Annotated in this window: 15 protein-coding genes; all 15 read left to right on the top strand. The window is 66.7% G+C overall.

Going from position 1 to position 17,030, the window contains the following annotated elements; genetic code table 11:
- The first annotated feature begins 181 nt into the window (after positions 1 to 181).
- A complete protein-coding gene (gene mraZ, locus VL52_RS00195; RefSeq protein WP_046155186.1) occupies positions 182 to 628 on the top strand; it encodes a division/cell wall cluster transcriptional repressor MraZ in 447 nt (148 codons plus the stop codon).
- Positions 625 to 1,587: a 16S rRNA (cytosine(1402)-N(4))-methyltransferase RsmH gene (rsmH, locus tag VL52_RS00190; RefSeq protein WP_046155185.1), complete on the top strand. Its 963-nt coding sequence runs from the start codon at positions 625 to 627 to the stop codon at positions 1,585 to 1,587. Before mraZ ends, rsmH begins: the two co-directional genes overlap by 4 nt.
- Positions 1,584 to 1,856: a cell division protein FtsL gene (ftsL, locus tag VL52_RS00185; protein WP_021477369.1), complete on the top strand. Its 273-nt coding sequence runs from the start codon at positions 1,584 to 1,586 to the stop codon at positions 1,854 to 1,856. Before rsmH ends, ftsL begins: the two co-directional genes overlap by 4 nt.
- On the top strand, positions 1,856 to 3,607 hold the full coding sequence (locus VL52_RS00180) for a peptidoglycan D,D-transpeptidase FtsI family protein (protein ID WP_046155184.1): 1,752 nt from the start codon (positions 1,856 to 1,858) through the stop codon (positions 3,605 to 3,607). The genes ftsL and VL52_RS00180 overlap by 1 nt, the downstream gene beginning before the upstream one ends.
- Before the next feature lie 4 nt (positions 3,608 to 3,611).
- Positions 3,612 to 5,093 carry a UDP-N-acetylmuramoyl-L-alanyl-D-glutamate--2,6-diaminopimelate ligase gene (locus VL52_RS00175; protein ID WP_046155183.1) on the top strand — a complete coding sequence of 494 codons (1,482 nt, stop codon included), beginning with the start codon at positions 3,612 to 3,614 and terminating at the stop codon, positions 5,091 to 5,093.
- A complete protein-coding gene (locus tag VL52_RS00170; protein WP_046155182.1) occupies positions 5,090 to 6,451 on the top strand; it encodes a UDP-N-acetylmuramoyl-tripeptide--D-alanyl-D-alanine ligase in 1,362 nt (453 codons plus the stop codon). The genes VL52_RS00175 and VL52_RS00170 overlap by 4 nt, the downstream gene beginning before the upstream one ends.
- A 1-nt stretch (position 6,452) precedes the next feature.
- On the top strand, positions 6,453 to 7,538 hold the full coding sequence (mraY, locus tag VL52_RS00165) for a phospho-N-acetylmuramoyl-pentapeptide-transferase (RefSeq protein WP_046155181.1): 1,086 nt from the start codon (positions 6,453 to 6,455) through the stop codon (positions 7,536 to 7,538).
- Between the two features lie 11 nt (positions 7,539 to 7,549).
- A complete protein-coding gene (murD, locus tag VL52_RS00160; RefSeq protein WP_046155180.1) occupies positions 7,550 to 8,911 on the top strand; it encodes a UDP-N-acetylmuramoyl-L-alanine--D-glutamate ligase in 1,362 nt (453 codons plus the stop codon).
- Positions 8,908 to 10,065 (top strand): putative lipid II flippase FtsW, encoded by a 1,158-nt coding sequence (gene ftsW / locus VL52_RS00155; RefSeq protein ID WP_021477363.1) that lies wholly within the window; start codon positions 8,908 to 8,910, stop codon positions 10,063 to 10,065. The genes murD and ftsW overlap by 4 nt, the downstream gene beginning before the upstream one ends.
- Positions 10,066 to 10,196: 131 nt before the next feature.
- Positions 10,197 to 11,279: an undecaprenyldiphospho-muramoylpentapeptide beta-N-acetylglucosaminyltransferase gene (gene murG / locus VL52_RS00150; protein ID WP_046155179.1), complete on the top strand. Its 1,083-nt coding sequence runs from the start codon at positions 10,197 to 10,199 to the stop codon at positions 11,277 to 11,279.
- Positions 11,280 to 11,316: 37 nt separating this feature from the next.
- Complete coding sequence (gene murC, locus VL52_RS00145) at positions 11,317 to 12,711, top strand: UDP-N-acetylmuramate--L-alanine ligase (protein ID WP_046155178.1); 1,395 nt, start codon at positions 11,317 to 11,319, stop codon at positions 12,709 to 12,711.
- A 51-nt stretch (positions 12,712 to 12,762) separates the two neighbouring features.
- Positions 12,763 to 13,674, top strand: a complete 912-nt coding sequence (locus tag VL52_RS00140; protein ID WP_046155177.1) for a D-alanine--D-alanine ligase — start codon at positions 12,763 to 12,765, stop codon at positions 13,672 to 13,674.
- Complete coding sequence (locus VL52_RS00135) at positions 13,664 to 14,389, top strand: cell division protein FtsQ/DivIB (RefSeq protein ID WP_021477359.1); 726 nt, start codon at positions 13,664 to 13,666, stop codon at positions 14,387 to 14,389. The genes VL52_RS00140 and VL52_RS00135 overlap by 11 nt, the downstream gene beginning before the upstream one ends.
- Positions 14,390 to 14,408: 19 nt before the next feature.
- Positions 14,409 to 15,650 (top strand): cell division protein FtsA, encoded by a 1,242-nt coding sequence (ftsA, locus tag VL52_RS00130; RefSeq protein ID WP_046155176.1) that lies wholly within the window; start codon positions 14,409 to 14,411, stop codon positions 15,648 to 15,650.
- 100 nt (positions 15,651 to 15,750) lie between these two features.
- Positions 15,751 to 16,938: a cell division protein FtsZ gene (gene ftsZ / locus VL52_RS00125; protein WP_021477357.1), complete on the top strand. Its 1,188-nt coding sequence runs from the start codon at positions 15,751 to 15,753 to the stop codon at positions 16,936 to 16,938.
- Positions 16,939 to 17,030: the final 92 nt, after the last annotated feature.

Raw genomic sequence — 17,030 nt, 5'->3', positions numbered from 1 at the left:
GATTCCATTTTTACGCGCTGCCGTAAGTCATTGTCTCAAAAGGCGAATTAGTAAATCCCTATGTTGACCGTGGGGCAGTTCTTTCTTATAGTGGCGGAAAGTGGGTCAAAGTGGGTGAAAGTGGGGAAATTCTCCCCCCGGAGCGACGGCTCCGTTTTTCTCGGTCAGCGGGTCTCAAATCATGATTGGTGGCGTCAGCATCTTGTCTCTCGATAGCAAGGGGCGCTTGGCTATTCCGGCCAAGCACCGCGAGACGCTGCTGTCCGCGTTTGGGCACAAGCTGGTCGTCACCCTTGAATCCCAAGACCATCTGCTGCTTTACCCCGAACCCAACTGGCGCCCGGTCGAGGCCCGTCTGCTGGCCCTTCCCACCGGCAATCCCACCCTGAAACGCTATCAACGACTGGTGCTCGGCCATGCCGAGACCCTGGAGATGGACTCCGCCGGCCGCGTGCTGCTGCCGGCCCGCCTGCGCGAACTGACCGCGCTGGACAAGGACGTTGCCCTGGTAGGCATGGGCAACCGCTTCGAACTGTGGAATGCCGAGGAGTGGGACAACCAGACCGCTGACGCGCTGGCCATCGACCAAGCCGATTTGGCGCAACACCTTGGAGATTTCACGCTGTGAGCACCCCCACCTTCGTGCACCGCACGGTATTGCTGACCGAAGCGGTCGACGCGCTCGCCATCCGGCCGGATGGCGTCTACGTCGATTGCACTTTCGGTCGCGGAGGCCACAGCCGCCTGATCCTGTCGAAGCTCGGCCCTTCCGGCCGGCTGATCGCCTTCGACAAGGACCTGGAAGCCATCGCCGTCGCCGACAGGCTGGCGGCGGAGGATTCCCGCTTCAACATCGTGCACAACGGTTTCGAGACGCTGTCGGCCGAGCTCGCCCGCCTGGGCGTGGCCGGCGTCGACGGCGTGCTGATGGATCTGGGCGTGTCGTCGCCGCAGATCGACGACGGCAGCCGCGGTTTCAGCTTCCGCTTCGACGCGCCGCTGGACATGCGTATGGATACCACCCGCGGCGTCACCGCCGCCGAGTGGTTGGCAACGGCCGACGAGGCCGATATCAGAGAGGTCATCAAGACTTATGGTGAAGAGCGGTTTGCTCGCAAGATCGCAGCAGCCATTGTTGCGCAACGGGGGGAAAACCCCATCACGACCACCCGCGAGCTCTCTGTGCTCGTTGGGCAAAACGTCCGTACTCGCGAACCGGGCCAAGACCCGGCGACGCGAACCTTCCAGGCGATCCGGATCTTTGTGAACCGCGAGCTGGACGAGCTGAAGGCGGTGCTGCCGCAGGCCGCCCGCCTGCTGAACGAGGGCGGCCGCCTGGCGGTGATCAGCTTCCATTCGCTGGAGGACCGCATCGTCAAGCAGTACCTGCGCGATGTCAGCAGCGAGGAAAAGCTGCCGGCCTGGGCGATGGTGCGCGCGGCCGACATGGCCAAGCCGCCGATCGGTCTGGTCGGCAAGGCGATCCGCGCCGGCGACGAGGAGCTGCGCGAGAATCCGCGCGCCCGCAGCGCCATCATGCGCGTGGCCGAGCGCACCGCCGCGCCGTGGCGGGAGGGCGACGCATGAACAAGCTCAACGCGACGCTGCTGCTGATGGCCGTGTTCTCCGCCTGGTCGGTGGTGACGTCCACGCACGTGTCGCGCAAGCTCTACAGCGACTTGCAGAAGGAAACCAAGTCGGGGCAGCAGCTGGAGGTGGAGTTCGGCCAGTTGCAGCTGGAGCAGAGCACCTGGGGTGCGCACGCGGTGATCGAGAAAGCCGCCTCCACCCGCCTCGACATGCACACGCCTGATCCGCGCCAGATCCAGGTGATCACGGCGAAGGGAGCGCTGTGATGCGCGCCGGTTCCAGCTACAGCGTCCGCACCCGCCCAGCGCCGGCCAGCCCCGCGCTGCGTATGACCAGCACGCGCGTGCGCTGCGTGCTGCTGATGCTGGCCTTGCTGTTCCTGGCGCTGATCGGCCGCGCGGTCTATCTGCAGGTGGTGCAGCAGGACTTCCTGCAGGGCCAGGGCGAGGCGCGCTTCCGCCGCACCTTGATGCTGGAAGCCAACCGCGGCGTGATCACCGACCGCAACGGCGAGCCGCTGGCGATCAGCTCGCCGGTGCAGACCATCTGGGCCAGCCCGGCCGACATGGAGCCGGTGCCGCCGGCCAAGCTGCGCGAGCTGGCCGGCCTGCTGGACCTGTCGCCGGAAGAGCTGTCGTCCAAGCTGTCCGACCGCAAGAAGGAATTCGTCTACATCAAGCGCCAGATCAGTCCGGAGCTGGCCGACAAGGTGATGGCGCTGGGCGTGCCCGGCATCGCCAAGCAGCAGGAGTTCCGCCGCTTCTACCCGGCCGGCGAGATCGTGTCGCACATCATCGGTTTCACCGGCGTGGACGGCAAGGGCCAGGAAGGCGTCGAACTCGCCCGCGAGAAGATGCTGTCAGGCAAGGATGGCCGCCGCGTGGTGCTGAAGGACCGCCGCGGCCACATCATCGAGGACGTCGCAGCCATCGAGCCGCCGCGCGACGGCCAGAAGCTGGCTCTGGCGATCGACCACCGCATCCAATACCTGGCTTACCGCGAGATCAAGGCCGCGGTGGAGACCAACAAGGCCAAGGCCGGCAGCGTGGTGGTGCTGGACGCCCACACCGGCGAGCTGCTGGCGCTGGCGAATTACCCGTCGTTCAATCCGAACAACCGCAGCGGCGTGACGCCGGAGATGATGCGCAACCGCGGCGTGATCGACCTGTTCGAGCCCGGCTCCACCATGAAACCGCTGTCGATCTCTCTGGCGCTGGAGCACGGCAAGGCCAATCTGAACACGGTGCTGGACACCCACACTTACATGATCGGGCCGGCCACCATCCGCGACGTGGCGCCGCGTCCCAGCCTGGACATCCTCGGCATCATCCAGAAATCGTCCAACGTCGGTACCAGCAAGCTGGCGCTGATGAACAGCCCGGAGGAGTCCTGGGCCCATTACGACGCGCTGGGCTTCGGCCGGCCGCCGGAAACCGGCTTCCCCGGCGAGGCCGGCGGCCGGCTGCGTGACTGGCACAAATGGCGCCCGATCGAGCAGGCGACGATGTCCTTCGGCTATGGCTTGTCGGTCAGCCTGATCCAGATGGCGCGCGCCTACACCATCTTCGCCAACGACGGCGTGATGCTGCCGATCTCGCTGTACAAGACGGCCAACCCGATGCCGGGCAAGCGCGTGCTCAACGAAAAGACCGCGCACGAGATGCGCGATCTCTTGATCGCCAACAGCCAGCCGGGCGGCGGCGCCGTCGGCGGCCGCATCATCGGCTACAGCATAGGCGGCAAGAGCGGCACCGCGCGCAAGCTGGAGGGCCGCACCTACGTGGCCAACAAGCACCGAGCGCTGTTCATGGGCTTCGCGCCCGGCCACTCGCCCAAGGTGATCGTGGCGGTAATGATAGACGAGCCGTCGGCGGGCAAATACTACGGCGGCGCGGTGTCCGCGCCGGTGTTCTCGCAGGTGGCGGGCGGCGCGCTGCGCGTGCTGAACATCGCGCCTGACGAGCCATCCAACAACACTTTATTGCCGGAATCGACCCCGGTTCCGGCGGATTTTTAAGATCATGAAGAGCCGTTTGACTGCGTTGCCGGACTGGGGTCCGGCCTTGTTGCAACAGCTGGGCCTCCCGATCAAGCGGGTGGAGGCCGACAGCCGCCGCGTGCTGCCGGGCGACGTGTTCCTCGCCTGCCGCGGCGAGTACGTCGACGGCCGCGATTTCATTCCCGCCGCGCTGGAAAAGGGCGCGGCCGCGGTGCTGTGGGACGACGCCGACGGCTTCGTCTGGAACGCCGAATGGCAAGTGCCCAATCTGGCGGTGCCCAATCTGCGCGAGCGCGCCGGCATCGTCGCAGCCCATGTGCTGGGCCAGCCCTCGCGCGACCTGACCGTGGTCGGCATCACCGGCACCAACGGCAAGACCTCCATTTCCCATTGGCTGGCGCAGGCGTTTTCGCTGCTGGGCCAGAAGGCGGCGTTGATCGGCACCGTTGGCAACGGCTTCTATGGTCAATTGACCGAAACCACCCACACCACGCCGGATCCGGTGACGGTGCAGCAGAAGCTGGCCGAATACCGCCGCCAGGGCGCGCACGTGGTGACGATGGAAGTGTCCAGCCACGGCCTGGACCAGTTCCGCGTCAACGGCGTCGAGTTCGCCACCGCGGTGTTCACCAACCTGACCCGCGACCACCTCGACTACCACGGTTCGATGGAAGCCTACGGCGAGTCGAAGAAGAAGCTGTTCTTCTGGGAAGGCCTGAAGCATGCGGTGATCAACGCCGACGACGCTTTCGGCCGCCAGCTGGCTGCCGAGATCGATCCTAAGCAGACCCGCGTGGTCACCTACGGCCTGGAGCAGGGCGATGTGCGCCCGCTGGCGCTGGCCGCCACGCTGGAAGGCCTGCAGCTGACCGTGGCCACGCCATGGGGCACGGTCGACGTGCGCACCGGCCTGGTGGGGCGCTTCAACGCCGCCAATCTTCTGGCCTGTCTGGCCACGCTGTGCGTCAACGGCGTCAGCCTGCAGGACGCCGCCGCGGTGATGGCGCGCATCCAGCCGGCCCGCGGCCGGATGCAGAGCGTCGGCGGCGCGCATGAGCCGCTGGTGGTGATCGATTACGCCCACACTCCCGACGCGCTGGAGAAGGCGCTGGCCACGCTGTCCGAGATCCGCCCCGCCGGCGGCAGGCTGTTTTGCGTGTTCGGCTGCGGCGGCGACCGCGATCCGGGCAAGCGCCCGATGATGGGCGCCATCGCCGAGAAGCACGCCGACGTGGCGGTGCTGACCAGCGACAACCCGCGCAGCGAGGACCCGCAGGCCATCATCCGCGACGTGCTGGCCGGCATGGACGCCGCCCGCGCGCATGTCGAGGCCGACCGCGAGGCCGCCATCCACTGGGCGGTGGGCCAGGCCAAGGTGGGCGACGTGGTGCTGGTGGCCGGCAAGGGCCACGAGGAATACCAGGACATCGCCGGCGTCAAGCGGCCGTTCTCCGACTTCCGCGTCGCGGAAGAGGCGCTGACCGCGTGGGGGAAGCCGCGATGATGACGCTGAGCCAAGCCGCCCGCTTCGCGCAAGGCCGCCTGACCGGCGCCGACGGCGAAGTGCTGCGCGTGATCACCGACAGCCGCCAGGCGCAGCCGGGCGATCTGTTCGTCGCGCTGAAGGGCGAGCGTTTCGACGCTCATGATTTCGTCGCCGAGGTTGTGGCCCGCGGCGCCGCCGCGCTGGTGCGCGACGGCTTCGAATTGGCTGGCGCCAGCCTGATCCAGGCGGGCGACGACACCCGGCTGGCGCTGGGCCGCTTGGCCGCCGGCTGGCGCGAAACCCAGCCGGCCGTCCGCATCGGCGTAACCGGCTCCAACGGCAAGACCACGGTCAAGGAAATGCTGGCCGCGATTCTGCGCGCCCACGCCGGCGACGACGCCGTGCTGGCCACCGCCGGCAATTTCAACAACGACATCGGCCTGCCGCTGACGCTGCTGCAACTGAAGCCGCAACATCGCTACGCCGTGATCGAGATGGGCATGAACCATCACGGCGAACTCAGTTACCTGACCGGGCTGACCCGGCCGCGGGTGGCGCTGGTCAACAACGCGATGCGCGCCCACTTCGGCCATTTCGGCTCCACCGAGGATGTCGCCCGCGCCAAGGCCGAGATTTTCGAAGGCCTGGCCGACGGCGGCGTGGCGGTGGTCAACGCCGACGACGCCAATCTGCCGCTGTTCCGCGCGGCCGCCGGCGGCCATCGGCAGCTCAGTTTCGGCCTGGAGCAGGCTGACGTGAGCGCGCGCGGCCTGGTCCTGTCGGCGCTGGGAAGCCGCTTCACGCTGCGCTCTCCGGCGGGGGACGCGGAGATTTCGCTGCCGGCGCCGGGCGAGCACAACGTCAGGAACGCGCTGGCCGCAGCGGCCGTCGCCTTGGCGCTGGATGTGCCGCTGGCCGCCATCGCCCAAGGCCTGGCCGCCTTCGGCGGCGCCAAGGGCCGCCTGCAGATCAAGCAAAGCCCGCGCGGCCTGACCGTGATCGACGACAGCTACAACGCCAATCCGGATTCGATGAAGGCCGGCCTCGACGTGCTGGCCGGCCTGCCGGGCCCGCGTTGCTTCGTGATGGGCGATATCGGCGAATTGGGCGAGGCCGCGCCGGCCTTGCACGCCGAGGTTGGGGAACACGCGCGCCTGCTCGGCATCGAACAGCTCTTTGCGTTGGGCGAGGCCTCGCGCCGCGCGGTGGCCGCGTTCGGCGATGCAGGGCAGGGATTTGATTCGATTGACGAGTTGTTGGAATGCCTGGATAGCCGGCTGGCGTCGGGCACCGCCGTTCTGGTCAAGGGGTCGCGCTTCATGCGCATGGAACGGGTGGTGGAACACCTGATGCAAGCAAAGAAAGAGGGAGTTTAAGGTGCTGCTTTGGTTGGCTGATCTGTTGGGTTCGCATATCCGGGCCTTCAATGTCTTCAATTACACCACGCTGCGCGCGGTGATGGCGGCGCTGACTTCGCTCGCCATCTCGCTGATGATGGGGCCGTGGGTGATCCGCAAGCTGACCGAGCTGAAGGTCGGCCAGGCAGTGCGCAACGACGGTCCGCAGACCCATCTGGTCAAGGCCGGCACGCCGACCATGGGCGGTTCGCTGATTCTGCTGGCCATCACCATCACCATGCTGTTGTGGGCGGATTTGTCCAACAAATACGTGTGGCTGCTGCTGGGGGTGATGCTGGGCACCGGCGCGCTGGGCTTTTACGACGACTGGCGCAAGGTGGTGTACAAGGACCCGAAAGGCGTGTCCGCCAAGTTCAAGATGGGGTGGCAGTCGGCCATCGCCATCGGCGCCGGCGTGTTCCTGATCGCCACCGCCAAGCTGCCGGCGTCCACCGAGCTGATCGTGCCCTTCTTCAAGACCGTCGCCTACCCGCTGGGCGCGGTGGGTTTTTGCGTGCTGACCTATTTCGTCATCGTCGGCACTTCCAACGCGGTGAACCTTACCGACGGCCTGGATGGCCTGGCGGCATTGCCGACGGTGCTGGTGGCCGCCGGCCTGGCCATCTTCGCCTACGTCGCCGGTCACGCGGTGTTCTCCAAATACCTGGGCCTGCCTTTCATCCCCGGCGCGCACGAGGTGGTGGTGTTCTGCGCGGCGATGTGCGGCGCCTGCCTGGGGTTTTTATGGTTCAACGCCTATCCGGCCCAGGTGTTCATGGGCGACGTGGGCGCGCTGGCGCTGGGCGCCGCGCTGGGCGCGGTGGCGGTGATCGTGCGCCAGGAGATCGTGCTGTTCCTGATGGGCGGCCTGTTCGTGATGGAGGCGCTGTCGGTGATGATCCAGGTCACCTCGTTCAAGCTGACCGGCAAGCGGGTGTTCCGCATGGCGCCGCTGCATCACCATTTTGAATTGAAGGGCTGGAAGGAAACGCAGGTCGTGGTTCGCTTCTGGATCGTCACCATGATGCTGGTGCTGATCGGCCTGTCGACGCTGAAGCTGCGCTGAGGACGAAAGAGATGGATTACGCCAATCGACATGTGACGGTGGTGGGGCTGGGAGGCTCGGGCCTGGCGGCCGCGCGTTACCTGGCCGCGCACGGCGCGCGCGTGCGCGTCGCCGACGCCAATCCGTCCGCCGAGCGGCTGGCCGAGCTGGAGCGCCATCTGCCGGGCGTCGAGGTGATCGTCGGCGTTTTCGACGATGCGACCTTCGCCGGTTCCGACCTGCTGGTGGTCAGCCCCGGCGTGCCGCTGGCCAATCCGGCCATCGCCGCCTTCCGCCGCTCCGGCGGCGAGGCGGTCGGCGACATCGAGATACTGGCGCGCGCGATTCAGGGCGACGGCAGCAAGGTGATCGCCATCACCGGCTCCAACGGCAAGAGCACGGTCACCAGCCTGGTCGGCCATCTGTGCGAGGCAGCGGGCCTGGACACCGTCGTCGCCGGCAATATCGGCCTGGCGGTGCTGGAGGCTTTGCTCGCGCGCGAACAGCGCGGCCGCCGGCCCGACGCGTGGGTACTGGAGCTGTCCAGTTTCCAGCTGGAGTCGACGTTCACGCTGGAGGCCGACGCCGCCACCGTGCTCAACATTTCCGAGGACCACCTCGACCGCTACGAGGATTTGCTGGATTACGCGCACGCCAAGACCCGGGTGTTCAACGGCAAGGGCGCGCAGATATTGAACAAGGACGACGCGCTGGTGCGGGCGATGATCCGCCCCGGCCATCCGGTCAAGTGGTTCTCGCTGAACGGCGCCGCCGACTACGCGCTGGCCCGCAACGGCGGCTACTGGCTGAGCGTGGGCGGCGAAAAGGTGTTCGATTGCGCCGACATGCAGCTGCAGGGCCTGCACAACGCCGCCAACGCGCTGGCCGCGCTGGCGCTGTGCCAGGGCATCGGCCTGCCGCTGGACAAGCTGCTGGAAGGCCTGAAAACCTTCCGCGGTCTCGCCCATCGCGTCGAGTTGGTAGACGAATTCGACGGTGTTGCGTTTATCGATGATTCCAAGGGCACCAATGTCGGCGCGACCGAGGCCGCGTTGAACGGCATGACCCGCCGGGTGGTGCTGATCGCCGGCGGCGACGGCAAGGGCCAGGATTTCGCGCCGTTGAGGCCGGCCTGCCAGCGCATCGCGCGCGCGGTGCTGCTGATCGGCCGCGACGCCGGACGGATCGAGGCGGCGCTAGCCGATAGCGGGCTGACGCTGGAGCGCTGCGACACGCTGGAGGAGGCAACCCGCCGCGCGGCGGCGCTGGCCCGGCCGGGCGACGTGGTGTTGCTGTCGCCGGCCTGCGCCAGCCTGGACATGTTCAAGAACTACGCGCATCGCGCCCAGGTGTTCATCGACACCGTGGCGGCGGTGAAGGCGGCCCGCGCATGATCCGCAATCCGGCCAGCCGCTACACGGCGATCACCGCTCTGGACGAGGCGCTGGCCTGGGCGCTGGCGCTGCTGTTGTCGATCAGCCTGGTGATGGTGTATTCGGCGTCGATCGCGTACGCGGAAGCGGACGCGGCGACGCAGAACCGTTACTTCTACCTGATCCGCCACGTGGTGTTCATGGTGATCGGGCTGTCTGCGGCGTTCGCGGCGTTCCAGATCCCGACGGCATTCTGGCAGAAGTATTCGGGAAAGATCTTCCTGATCGGCTTGGTGATGCTGGTGCTGGTGCTGATTCCCGGCATCGGCAAGGTGGTCAACGGCTCGCGCCGCTGGATCAACCTGTTCGTGCTGAATCTGCAGCCGTCGGAGGTGATGAAGTTCGCCACCGTGCTGTACGCGGCCGATTACACGGTGCGCAAGAGCCACCTGCTGCACAGCATCAAGGAAGGCTTTGCGCCGATGTTCGCGGCGATGGTGGTGGTGGCCTTCCTGCTGCTGCGCGAGCCGGACTTCGGCGCGCTGATGGTGGTGATGAGCATCGCGATGGGCCTGCTGTTTTTGGGCGGCATCAATATGCGCATCTTTTCGGGGCTCGCGGCGATGGCGGTGGTGGCCATCGTGCTGCTGATCGTGTCGTCGCCGTACCGGCTGAAGCGGGTGCTGGGCTTCATGGACCCGTGGGACGACCCGTACGGCAAGGGCTACCAGCTGTCGCACTCGCTGATCGCCATCGGCCGCGGCGAATGGTTCGGCGTGGGCCTGGGCGGCAGCATCGAGAAGCTGTTCTACCTGCCGGAGGCGCACACCGACTTCATCATGGCGGTGATCGCCGAGGAGTTCGGCTTCGCCGGCATCTGCGTGGTGATCGGCCTCTACGCCTGGATCGTGCGCCGCGCCTTCCACATCGGCGTGGAGTCGAAAAAGCTGGAGCGCTATTACCAGGCGCTGGTGGCGCAGGGCATAGGCATTTGGCTGGGCATCCAGGTGTTCTTCAACATCGGGGTGAACATGGGCTTGCTGCCGACCAAGGGTTTGACGCTGCCGCTGATGTCGTTCGGCGGTTCGGCGATGCTGATGAATTTGATCGCGGTGGCGGTGCTGCTGCGGGTGGACTACGAAAACCGAAGGATTATGCGGGGCTATAAGGTTTAGCCCCGCATAAGGAAAGGCTGCAGCCTTTCCAGGCGCCTTGGCGCCGTGTCCTTTGGTTTCTGCGAGCCCGATGGGCGAAGCAAGAACCGGCGCATGATGCGCGGCAACAAGATTTAACGGAACGGATAGAGATGGCGAATCGCACGGTCATGGTGATGGCGGCAGGCACTGGCGGACACATCGTCCCCGGCCTCGCCGTGGCCAAAGAGCTGCAAAGCCGCGGCTGGAAGGTGGTGTGGCTGGGCACCCGCCGCGGCATGGAAAACAAGCTGGTGCCGCCGACCGGCATCCCGCTGGAGCGGCTGAATTTCCACGGCGTGCGCGGCAAGGGCCTGCTGGGCTCGGTCCAGGGCGCGCTGCAGCTGGCCGGCGCGTTCTTCAGCAGCGCGGCGCAGATTTTCCGCCACCGTCCGGACGTGGTGCTGGGCATGGGCGGCTATGTCTGCCTGCCCGGCGGCGTGATGGCCGGCCTGCTGTGGAAGCCGCTGGTGCTGGTCAACGCCGACGCCGGCCTGCTGCTCAGCAACAAGGCGCTGCTGCCGTTCGCCAAGAAGCTGGCCTGCGGTTTCGACGGCAGCGCGGCGCGCGAGCCCAAGGCGCTGGTCACCGGCAACCCGGTGCGCGGCGAGATCGAGAACATCGCGCCGCCGGCCGAGCGCTTCGCCGGCCGCAGCGGTCCGCTGAAGGTGCTGGTGGTCGGCGGCAGCCTGGGCGCCAAGGTTTTGAACGAAACGCTGCCGCAGGCGATGGCCAAGCTGCCGGCCGATAAGCGGCCGCTGCTGACGCACCAGACCGGCGAGGCGAACTTCGCCGCGGTCGAGGCCGCCTATCAGGCCGGCGGCCTGCGGGAGCAAGTGGAGCTGCTGCCCTTCGTCGACGACATGCCCAGGCGCCTGGCCGAGTGCGATCTGGTGATCTGCCGCGCCGGCGCGATCACGGTCAGCGAGTTGTGCGCGGCCGGCGTGCCCAGCGTGCTGGTGCCGCTGGTGGTGTCCACCACCGGCCATCAGCGCGACAACGCCGAGTGGATGGCCGAGGCCGGCGCGGCCTGGCATCTGCCGCAGAAGGAATTGAACGCCGACGGGCTGGCGGGCCTGCTGGCGGGTTTGGACAGAGACCAGTTGCTGGACAAGGCCGGACGCGCGCGCGCGCTGGCCCGTTCCGGCGCGGCCGGCCGGGTGGCCGACCTGTGCCAGCAGCTGGCCGGGGAATGACAGGGCGCCGACCGAGCGTCCAAGCAGAGACACAGACATGAAACACAGGGTCAAACACATACATTTCGTGGGCATAGGCGGCGTCGGCATGTGCGGCATCGCCGAGGTGCTGCACGGCCTGGGCTACACCGTGTCGGGTTCGGACATGGCCGACGGCGCCACCACCAAGCGGCTGGCCGCCGAAGGCGTGCGCGTGTTCTTCGGCCACGACGCCACCTATGTGGAAGGCGCCGACGTGGTGGTGACCTCCACCGCGGTGAAGGCGGACAACCCGGAAGTGCTGGCGGCGCGCGACAAGCGCGTGCCGGTGATTCCGCGCGCGCTGATGCTGGCCGAGCTGATGCGCTTCAAGCAGGGCATCGCCATCGCCGGCACCCACGGCAAGACCACTACCACCAGCCTGACCGCGTCGGTGCTGGGCGCGGCCGGACTGGACCCGACTTTCGTCATCGGCGGCAAGCTGACCGCCGCCGGGGCCAACGCCAAGCTGGGCCTGGGCGAATTCCTGGTGGCCGAGGCCGACGAATCGGACGCGTCCTTCCTGCATCTGAGCCCGGTGATGGCGGTGGTGACCAATATCGACGCCGACCACATGGACACCTACGACCACAGTTTCGACAAGCTGAAGCAGGCCTTCGTCGATTTCCTGCAGCGGATGCCGTTTTACGGCCGCGCGGTGCTGTGCGTCGACGATCCCAACGTGCGCGAGATCCGCGAGCGCGTCACCAAGCCGGTAACGACCTACGGCCTGGACGATTCCGCCGACATTTACGCCGAGAACGTGCGCGCGGCCGCCGGCCAGATGCATTTCGACGTGGTGGTGAAGAACGGCGCCATCACCCGCTTCCCGCTGGTGTTGAACCTGCCGGGCCGCCACAACGTGCTGAACGCGCTGTCGGCGATCGCCATCGGCCTGGAGTGCGGCGCCAGCATCGAAGCCATCCAGAAGGGCCTGTCCGAGTTCGCCGGCGTCGGCCGCCGCTTCCAGCGCTACGGCGAAGTGAAGGCCCAGGACGGCGGCAGCTTCACGCTGGTGGACGATTACGGCCATCACCCGGTGGAAATGGCCGCCACGCTGGCCGCGGTGCGCGGCGCCTTCCCCGGCCGCCGCCTGTTGCTGGCCTTCCAGCCGCACCGCTATACCCGCACCCGCGACCTGTTCGAGGACTTCGTCAAGGTGCTGTCCAGCGTCGACGCGCTGCTGCTCTCCGAGGTTTACGCCGCCGGCGAAGCGCCCATCGTCGCCGCCGACGGCCGGGCGCTGGCGCGCGCGGTGCGCGTGGGCGGCAAGGTGGAGCCGCTGTTCGTCGAGGACATCGCCGAGATGCCGCAGGCCATCCTGGACGCCGCCCGCGACGGCGACGTGGTGGTGACCATGGGCGCCGGCTCGGTCGGCGCGGTGCCAGGCAAAGTGACGGCCCTGGCGGGTTGATCGGGATATTTCCGTCCGCGCCGTGGGCGCGGGCTTGTTGAGGATAGATAGATGAAGCAGTACGGCAAAGTGGCGGTGTTGATGGGTGGAAGCTCGTCCGAGCGCGAGGTGTCGCTGATGAGCGGCGCCGGCGTGTTGGCGGCGCTGCAGTCCAAGGGCGTGGACGCCCACAGGTTCGATCCGTCGGAAAAGCCGTTGTCGGCGCTGAAGGAAGAAGGTTTCGCTTGCGTGTTCAACATCCTGCACGGCCCGTTCGGCGAGGATGGCACGCTGCAGGGCGCGCTGGAGGCGCTGGGCGTGCCGTATACCGGCTGCGGCGTGATGGCCTCGGCCATCGCCATGGACAAGTGGCGCACCAAGCTGTTGTGGAAGGGCGCTGGCCTGCCGATTCCGGCGTTCGAGCTGTTGGACGAAAGCAGCGATTTCGACGCGATAGAGAAGGCGCTGGGCCTGCCGATCTTCGTCAAGCCGTCCAGCGAGGGCTCGAGCATAGGCGTGACCAAGGTGAAGGCGGCGGGCGAATTGCGCGCGGCTTTCGAAGAGGCGCGCAAGTACGACGACGTGGTGATCGCCGAGCAATTCATCGGCGGCGGCGAGTACACCTGCGCGGTGATCGGCGACCAAGCGTATCCGACCATCAAGATTGAACCGGCCACCGAGTATTACGATTACCAGGCCAAGTATTTCCGCGACGACACGGTCTACCGCTGCCCGTCCGGCCTGGCTCCGGAAGTGGAAGCCAGGGCGCGCGAACTGGCGCTGAAGGCGTTCAAGGTATTGGGCTGCCGCGGCTGGAGCCGGGTGGACTTCCTGATGGACGAGGCGGGCGAAATCTACCTGCTGGAAGCGAATACCAGTCCGGGCATGACCAGCCACAGCCTGGTGCCGATGGCGGCCAAGGTGGAGGGCATCGCTTACGAGGACCTGTGTCTGAAGGTATTGGATACGGTGCATGTGGGATAACCATCGGCTGCTCAGGAGCCTGGCCAATCTGATGCTGGGCGCCACGGCGCTGATGCTGCTGTACGCGGGGGGATTCTGGCTGACGCACGCGCCGGTGTTCCCGGTGAAGAAGATACGGATTCAGGGCGACATGAACCGGGTGACGGCCGAACAGCTGAAGTTCATCGCGGAGCACGAACTGTCCGGCACCTTCTTCACGCTGGATATCGACAAGACGCGGGCCGCCTTCGGCAAATTGCCATGGGTGCGCGACGCGCAGGTGAGACGGCGCTGGCCGGACGCGCTGGATATCACCGTGGAGGAGCATGTGGCGCTGGCGCGCTGGGGGGAGAACGGTCTGGTCAATACCCGCGGCGAGCGTTTCGACGCGGCCAGCGACGCCAAGCTGCCGGTGTTTTTCGGGCCGGCGGGCGCGGAGAAGGACATGACGGCGATGCTGACGCAGATGCGCCAGACCTTGCAGCCGTCGGGCCTGGCGCCGCGCGAATTGTGGCTGTCGTCGAGGCGGGCGTGGAAAGTGGTGCTGGACAACCAGCTGCAGCTGGAGCTGGGACGTAATGACGTGGCGGCGCGCGCGGAGCGCTTCGCCACCTACTGGAAGAGCGAGTTGGCGCGGTTGCCGTATCACATCGAATACGTCGACCTGCGCTATCCGAATGGATTCGCCGTGCGGATGCCCGACTACAAGGCGCCGCCGGCCAAGGGAAACAAGTGATTAGGCGTTGGAGCGACAGGTGAGCAAACCAAAGGAAAGCAAGAACATGCTGGTCGGCCTGGACATCGGCACCTCCAAGATCGTGGCGATCGTGGCCGAGGTGCTGGAAGACGGCCAGCTTAACATCGTCGGCATGGGGCACACCCCGTCGCGCGGCTTGAAGCGCGGCATGGTGGTGAACATCGAGTCCACCGTGCAGGCGATCCAGCGCGCGCTGGAAGAGGCCGAGCTGATGGCCGACTGCAAGATTCACGAGGTGTTCGTCGGCATCGCCGGCAGCCACATCAAGAGCGTGAACTCGCACGGCATGGTGGCGATCAAGGATCGAGAAGTCACCAAGATGGACATCGACCGCGTGATCGAGACCGCGCGCGCCGTGACCATTCCGCCGGACCACCAGGTGCTGCACATCCTGACCCAGGAATACAGCATCGACGGCCAGGAAGGCGTGCGCGAACCCTTGGGCATGAGCGGCGTGCGGCTGGAGGCCAAGGTGCACATCGTCACCGGCGCGGTGTCCGCCGCCCAGAACGTGACCAAGTGCGTGCGCCGCTGCGGCCTGGAAGTGTCCGACCTGGTGCTGCAGCCGATGGCCTCGGCCATCGCCGTGCTGTCCGAGGACGAGAAGGACCTGGGCGTGTGCCTGATCGACATCGGCGGCGGCACCACCGACATCGCCGTGTACGTGGGCGGCGCGATCCGCCACACCGCGGTGATCCCGATCGCCGGCGACCAGATCACCAACGACATCGCGATGGCGCTGCGCACCCCGACCAAGGAGGCCGAGGACATCAAGATCCAGCACGCCGTGGCCTTGGTGGGCATGGCCGATCCGGCGCAGATGATAGAAGTGCCGGGCGTGGGCGAGCGCGGTCCGCGCCAGATGTCCCGCGCGACGCTGGCCGAAGTGGTCGAGCCGCGCGTCGAGGAGTTGTTCCAGCTGGTGCAGCAGGAGCTGCGCCGCAGCGGTTTCGAGGAAATGCTGTCGTCCGGCATGGTGCTGACCGGCGGCGCCAGCCTGATGCCGGGCATGGTGGAGCTCGCCGAGGAGGTGTTCCACCTGCCGGTGCGCGTCGGCGTGCCCAAGTACGTCGGCGGCCTCGCCGAGGTGGTGAAGACCCCGCGCTTCTCCACCGGCGTCGGCCTGCTGCTGTACGGCAAGGACCAGATCCAGGGCTATGCCGGCCCGGTGAAGGCCGAGTCGGCCGGCATGGGCCAGATGTTCACGCGGATGAAGGCGTGGTTCGGCAGCAATTTCTGATTGGATTAGGTGCCGCCGGCGGGTGCCGGCGGCGTGTTTAAGGTTGTTCGGGCGTAGTACCAGGCAGTAATGAATGGCTCATCTTTATGAGGAGAGGAAAATGAGCGGAATGGTTTTTGAAGTCATGCAGGAAACGGCCAGCTCGGCCGTCATCAAGGTCATCGGCGTCGGCGGCGGCGGTTGCAACGCCATCGACAACATGATCACCGGCAATGTGCACGGCGTGGAATTCATCTGCGCCAACACCGACGCGCAGTCCCTGCAGCGCAACCGCGCGCCGCAGAAGCTGCAGCTGGGCACCAACCTGACGCGCGGCCTGGGCGCCGGCGCCAATCCTGAAGTGGGCCGCAGCGCGGCGCTGGAAGACCGCGAGCGCATCGCCGAAAGCCTGCGCGGCGCGAACATGGTGTTCGTCACCGCCGGCATGGGCGGCGGCACCGGCACCGGCGCGGCGCCGGTCGTGGCCGAAGTGGCCAAGGAAATGGGCATTCTGACCGTGGGCGTGGTCACCCGTCCGTTCGACCATGAAGGCAAGCGCCTGAAAGTGGCGCAGAACGGTATCGAGGACCTGAAGAAGCACGTGGACTCGCTGATCGTGATTCCCAACGAGAAGCTGATGGAAGTGCTGGGCGACGACGTCACCATGCGCGAAGCCTTCCGCGCCGCCGACGACGTGTTGAAGGGCGCCGTGGCCGGCATCGCCGAAGTGATCACCTGCCCGGGCCTGATCAACGTCGACTTCGCCGACGTGCGCACCGTGATGGGCGAGATGGGCCTGGCGATGATGGGTTCCGCCTACGCCTCCGGCATCGACCGCGCCCGCGTGGCCGCCGAGCAGGCCGTGGCCAGCCCGCTGTTGGACAACATCACGCTGGAAGGCGCGCGCGGCGTGCTGGTGAACATCTCCACCGCGCCGGGTTGCCTGAAGATGAGCGAGTACCGCGAGATCATGGGCATCATCCGCCAGTACGCGGACGAGGACGCGCAGATCAAGTTCGGCACCGCCGAAGTGGAGGACATGCCGGAGGACACCATCCGCGTGACGCTGATCGCCACCGGCCTGGGCCAGAAGAAAACCGTCCGCAACGAGGATCGTCCGGAGTACATCAAGATCGTCAAGACCGGCACCGACGACCGCGCGGTGGAAATGGTGAACTACGAGGATCTGGATGCGCCGGCCATCATGCGCACCGGCCGCCGCCGCGCCAATCCCTCGCTGGATTTCTCCAACCCCGAGGTCAGCGAGAGCTACGACATCCCGGCCTTCCTGCGCAAGCAGGCGGACTGAACGGAGGATACGGATAGATAAACGCTATTCATGTCAGCGAATCAATCAATAAAGCATGGCCGAGCGCTATGCTAGAATCGGGTTTTCCCGTC

The sequence above is a fragment of the Chromobacterium vaccinii genome, assembly GCF_000971335.1.
Classification (GTDB): Bacteria; Pseudomonadota; Gammaproteobacteria; order Burkholderiales; family Chromobacteriaceae; genus Chromobacterium; species Chromobacterium vaccinii.
Note: the sequence above shows the minus strand (reverse complement) of the source record. Positions and strands in the feature narration are given on the sequence as shown.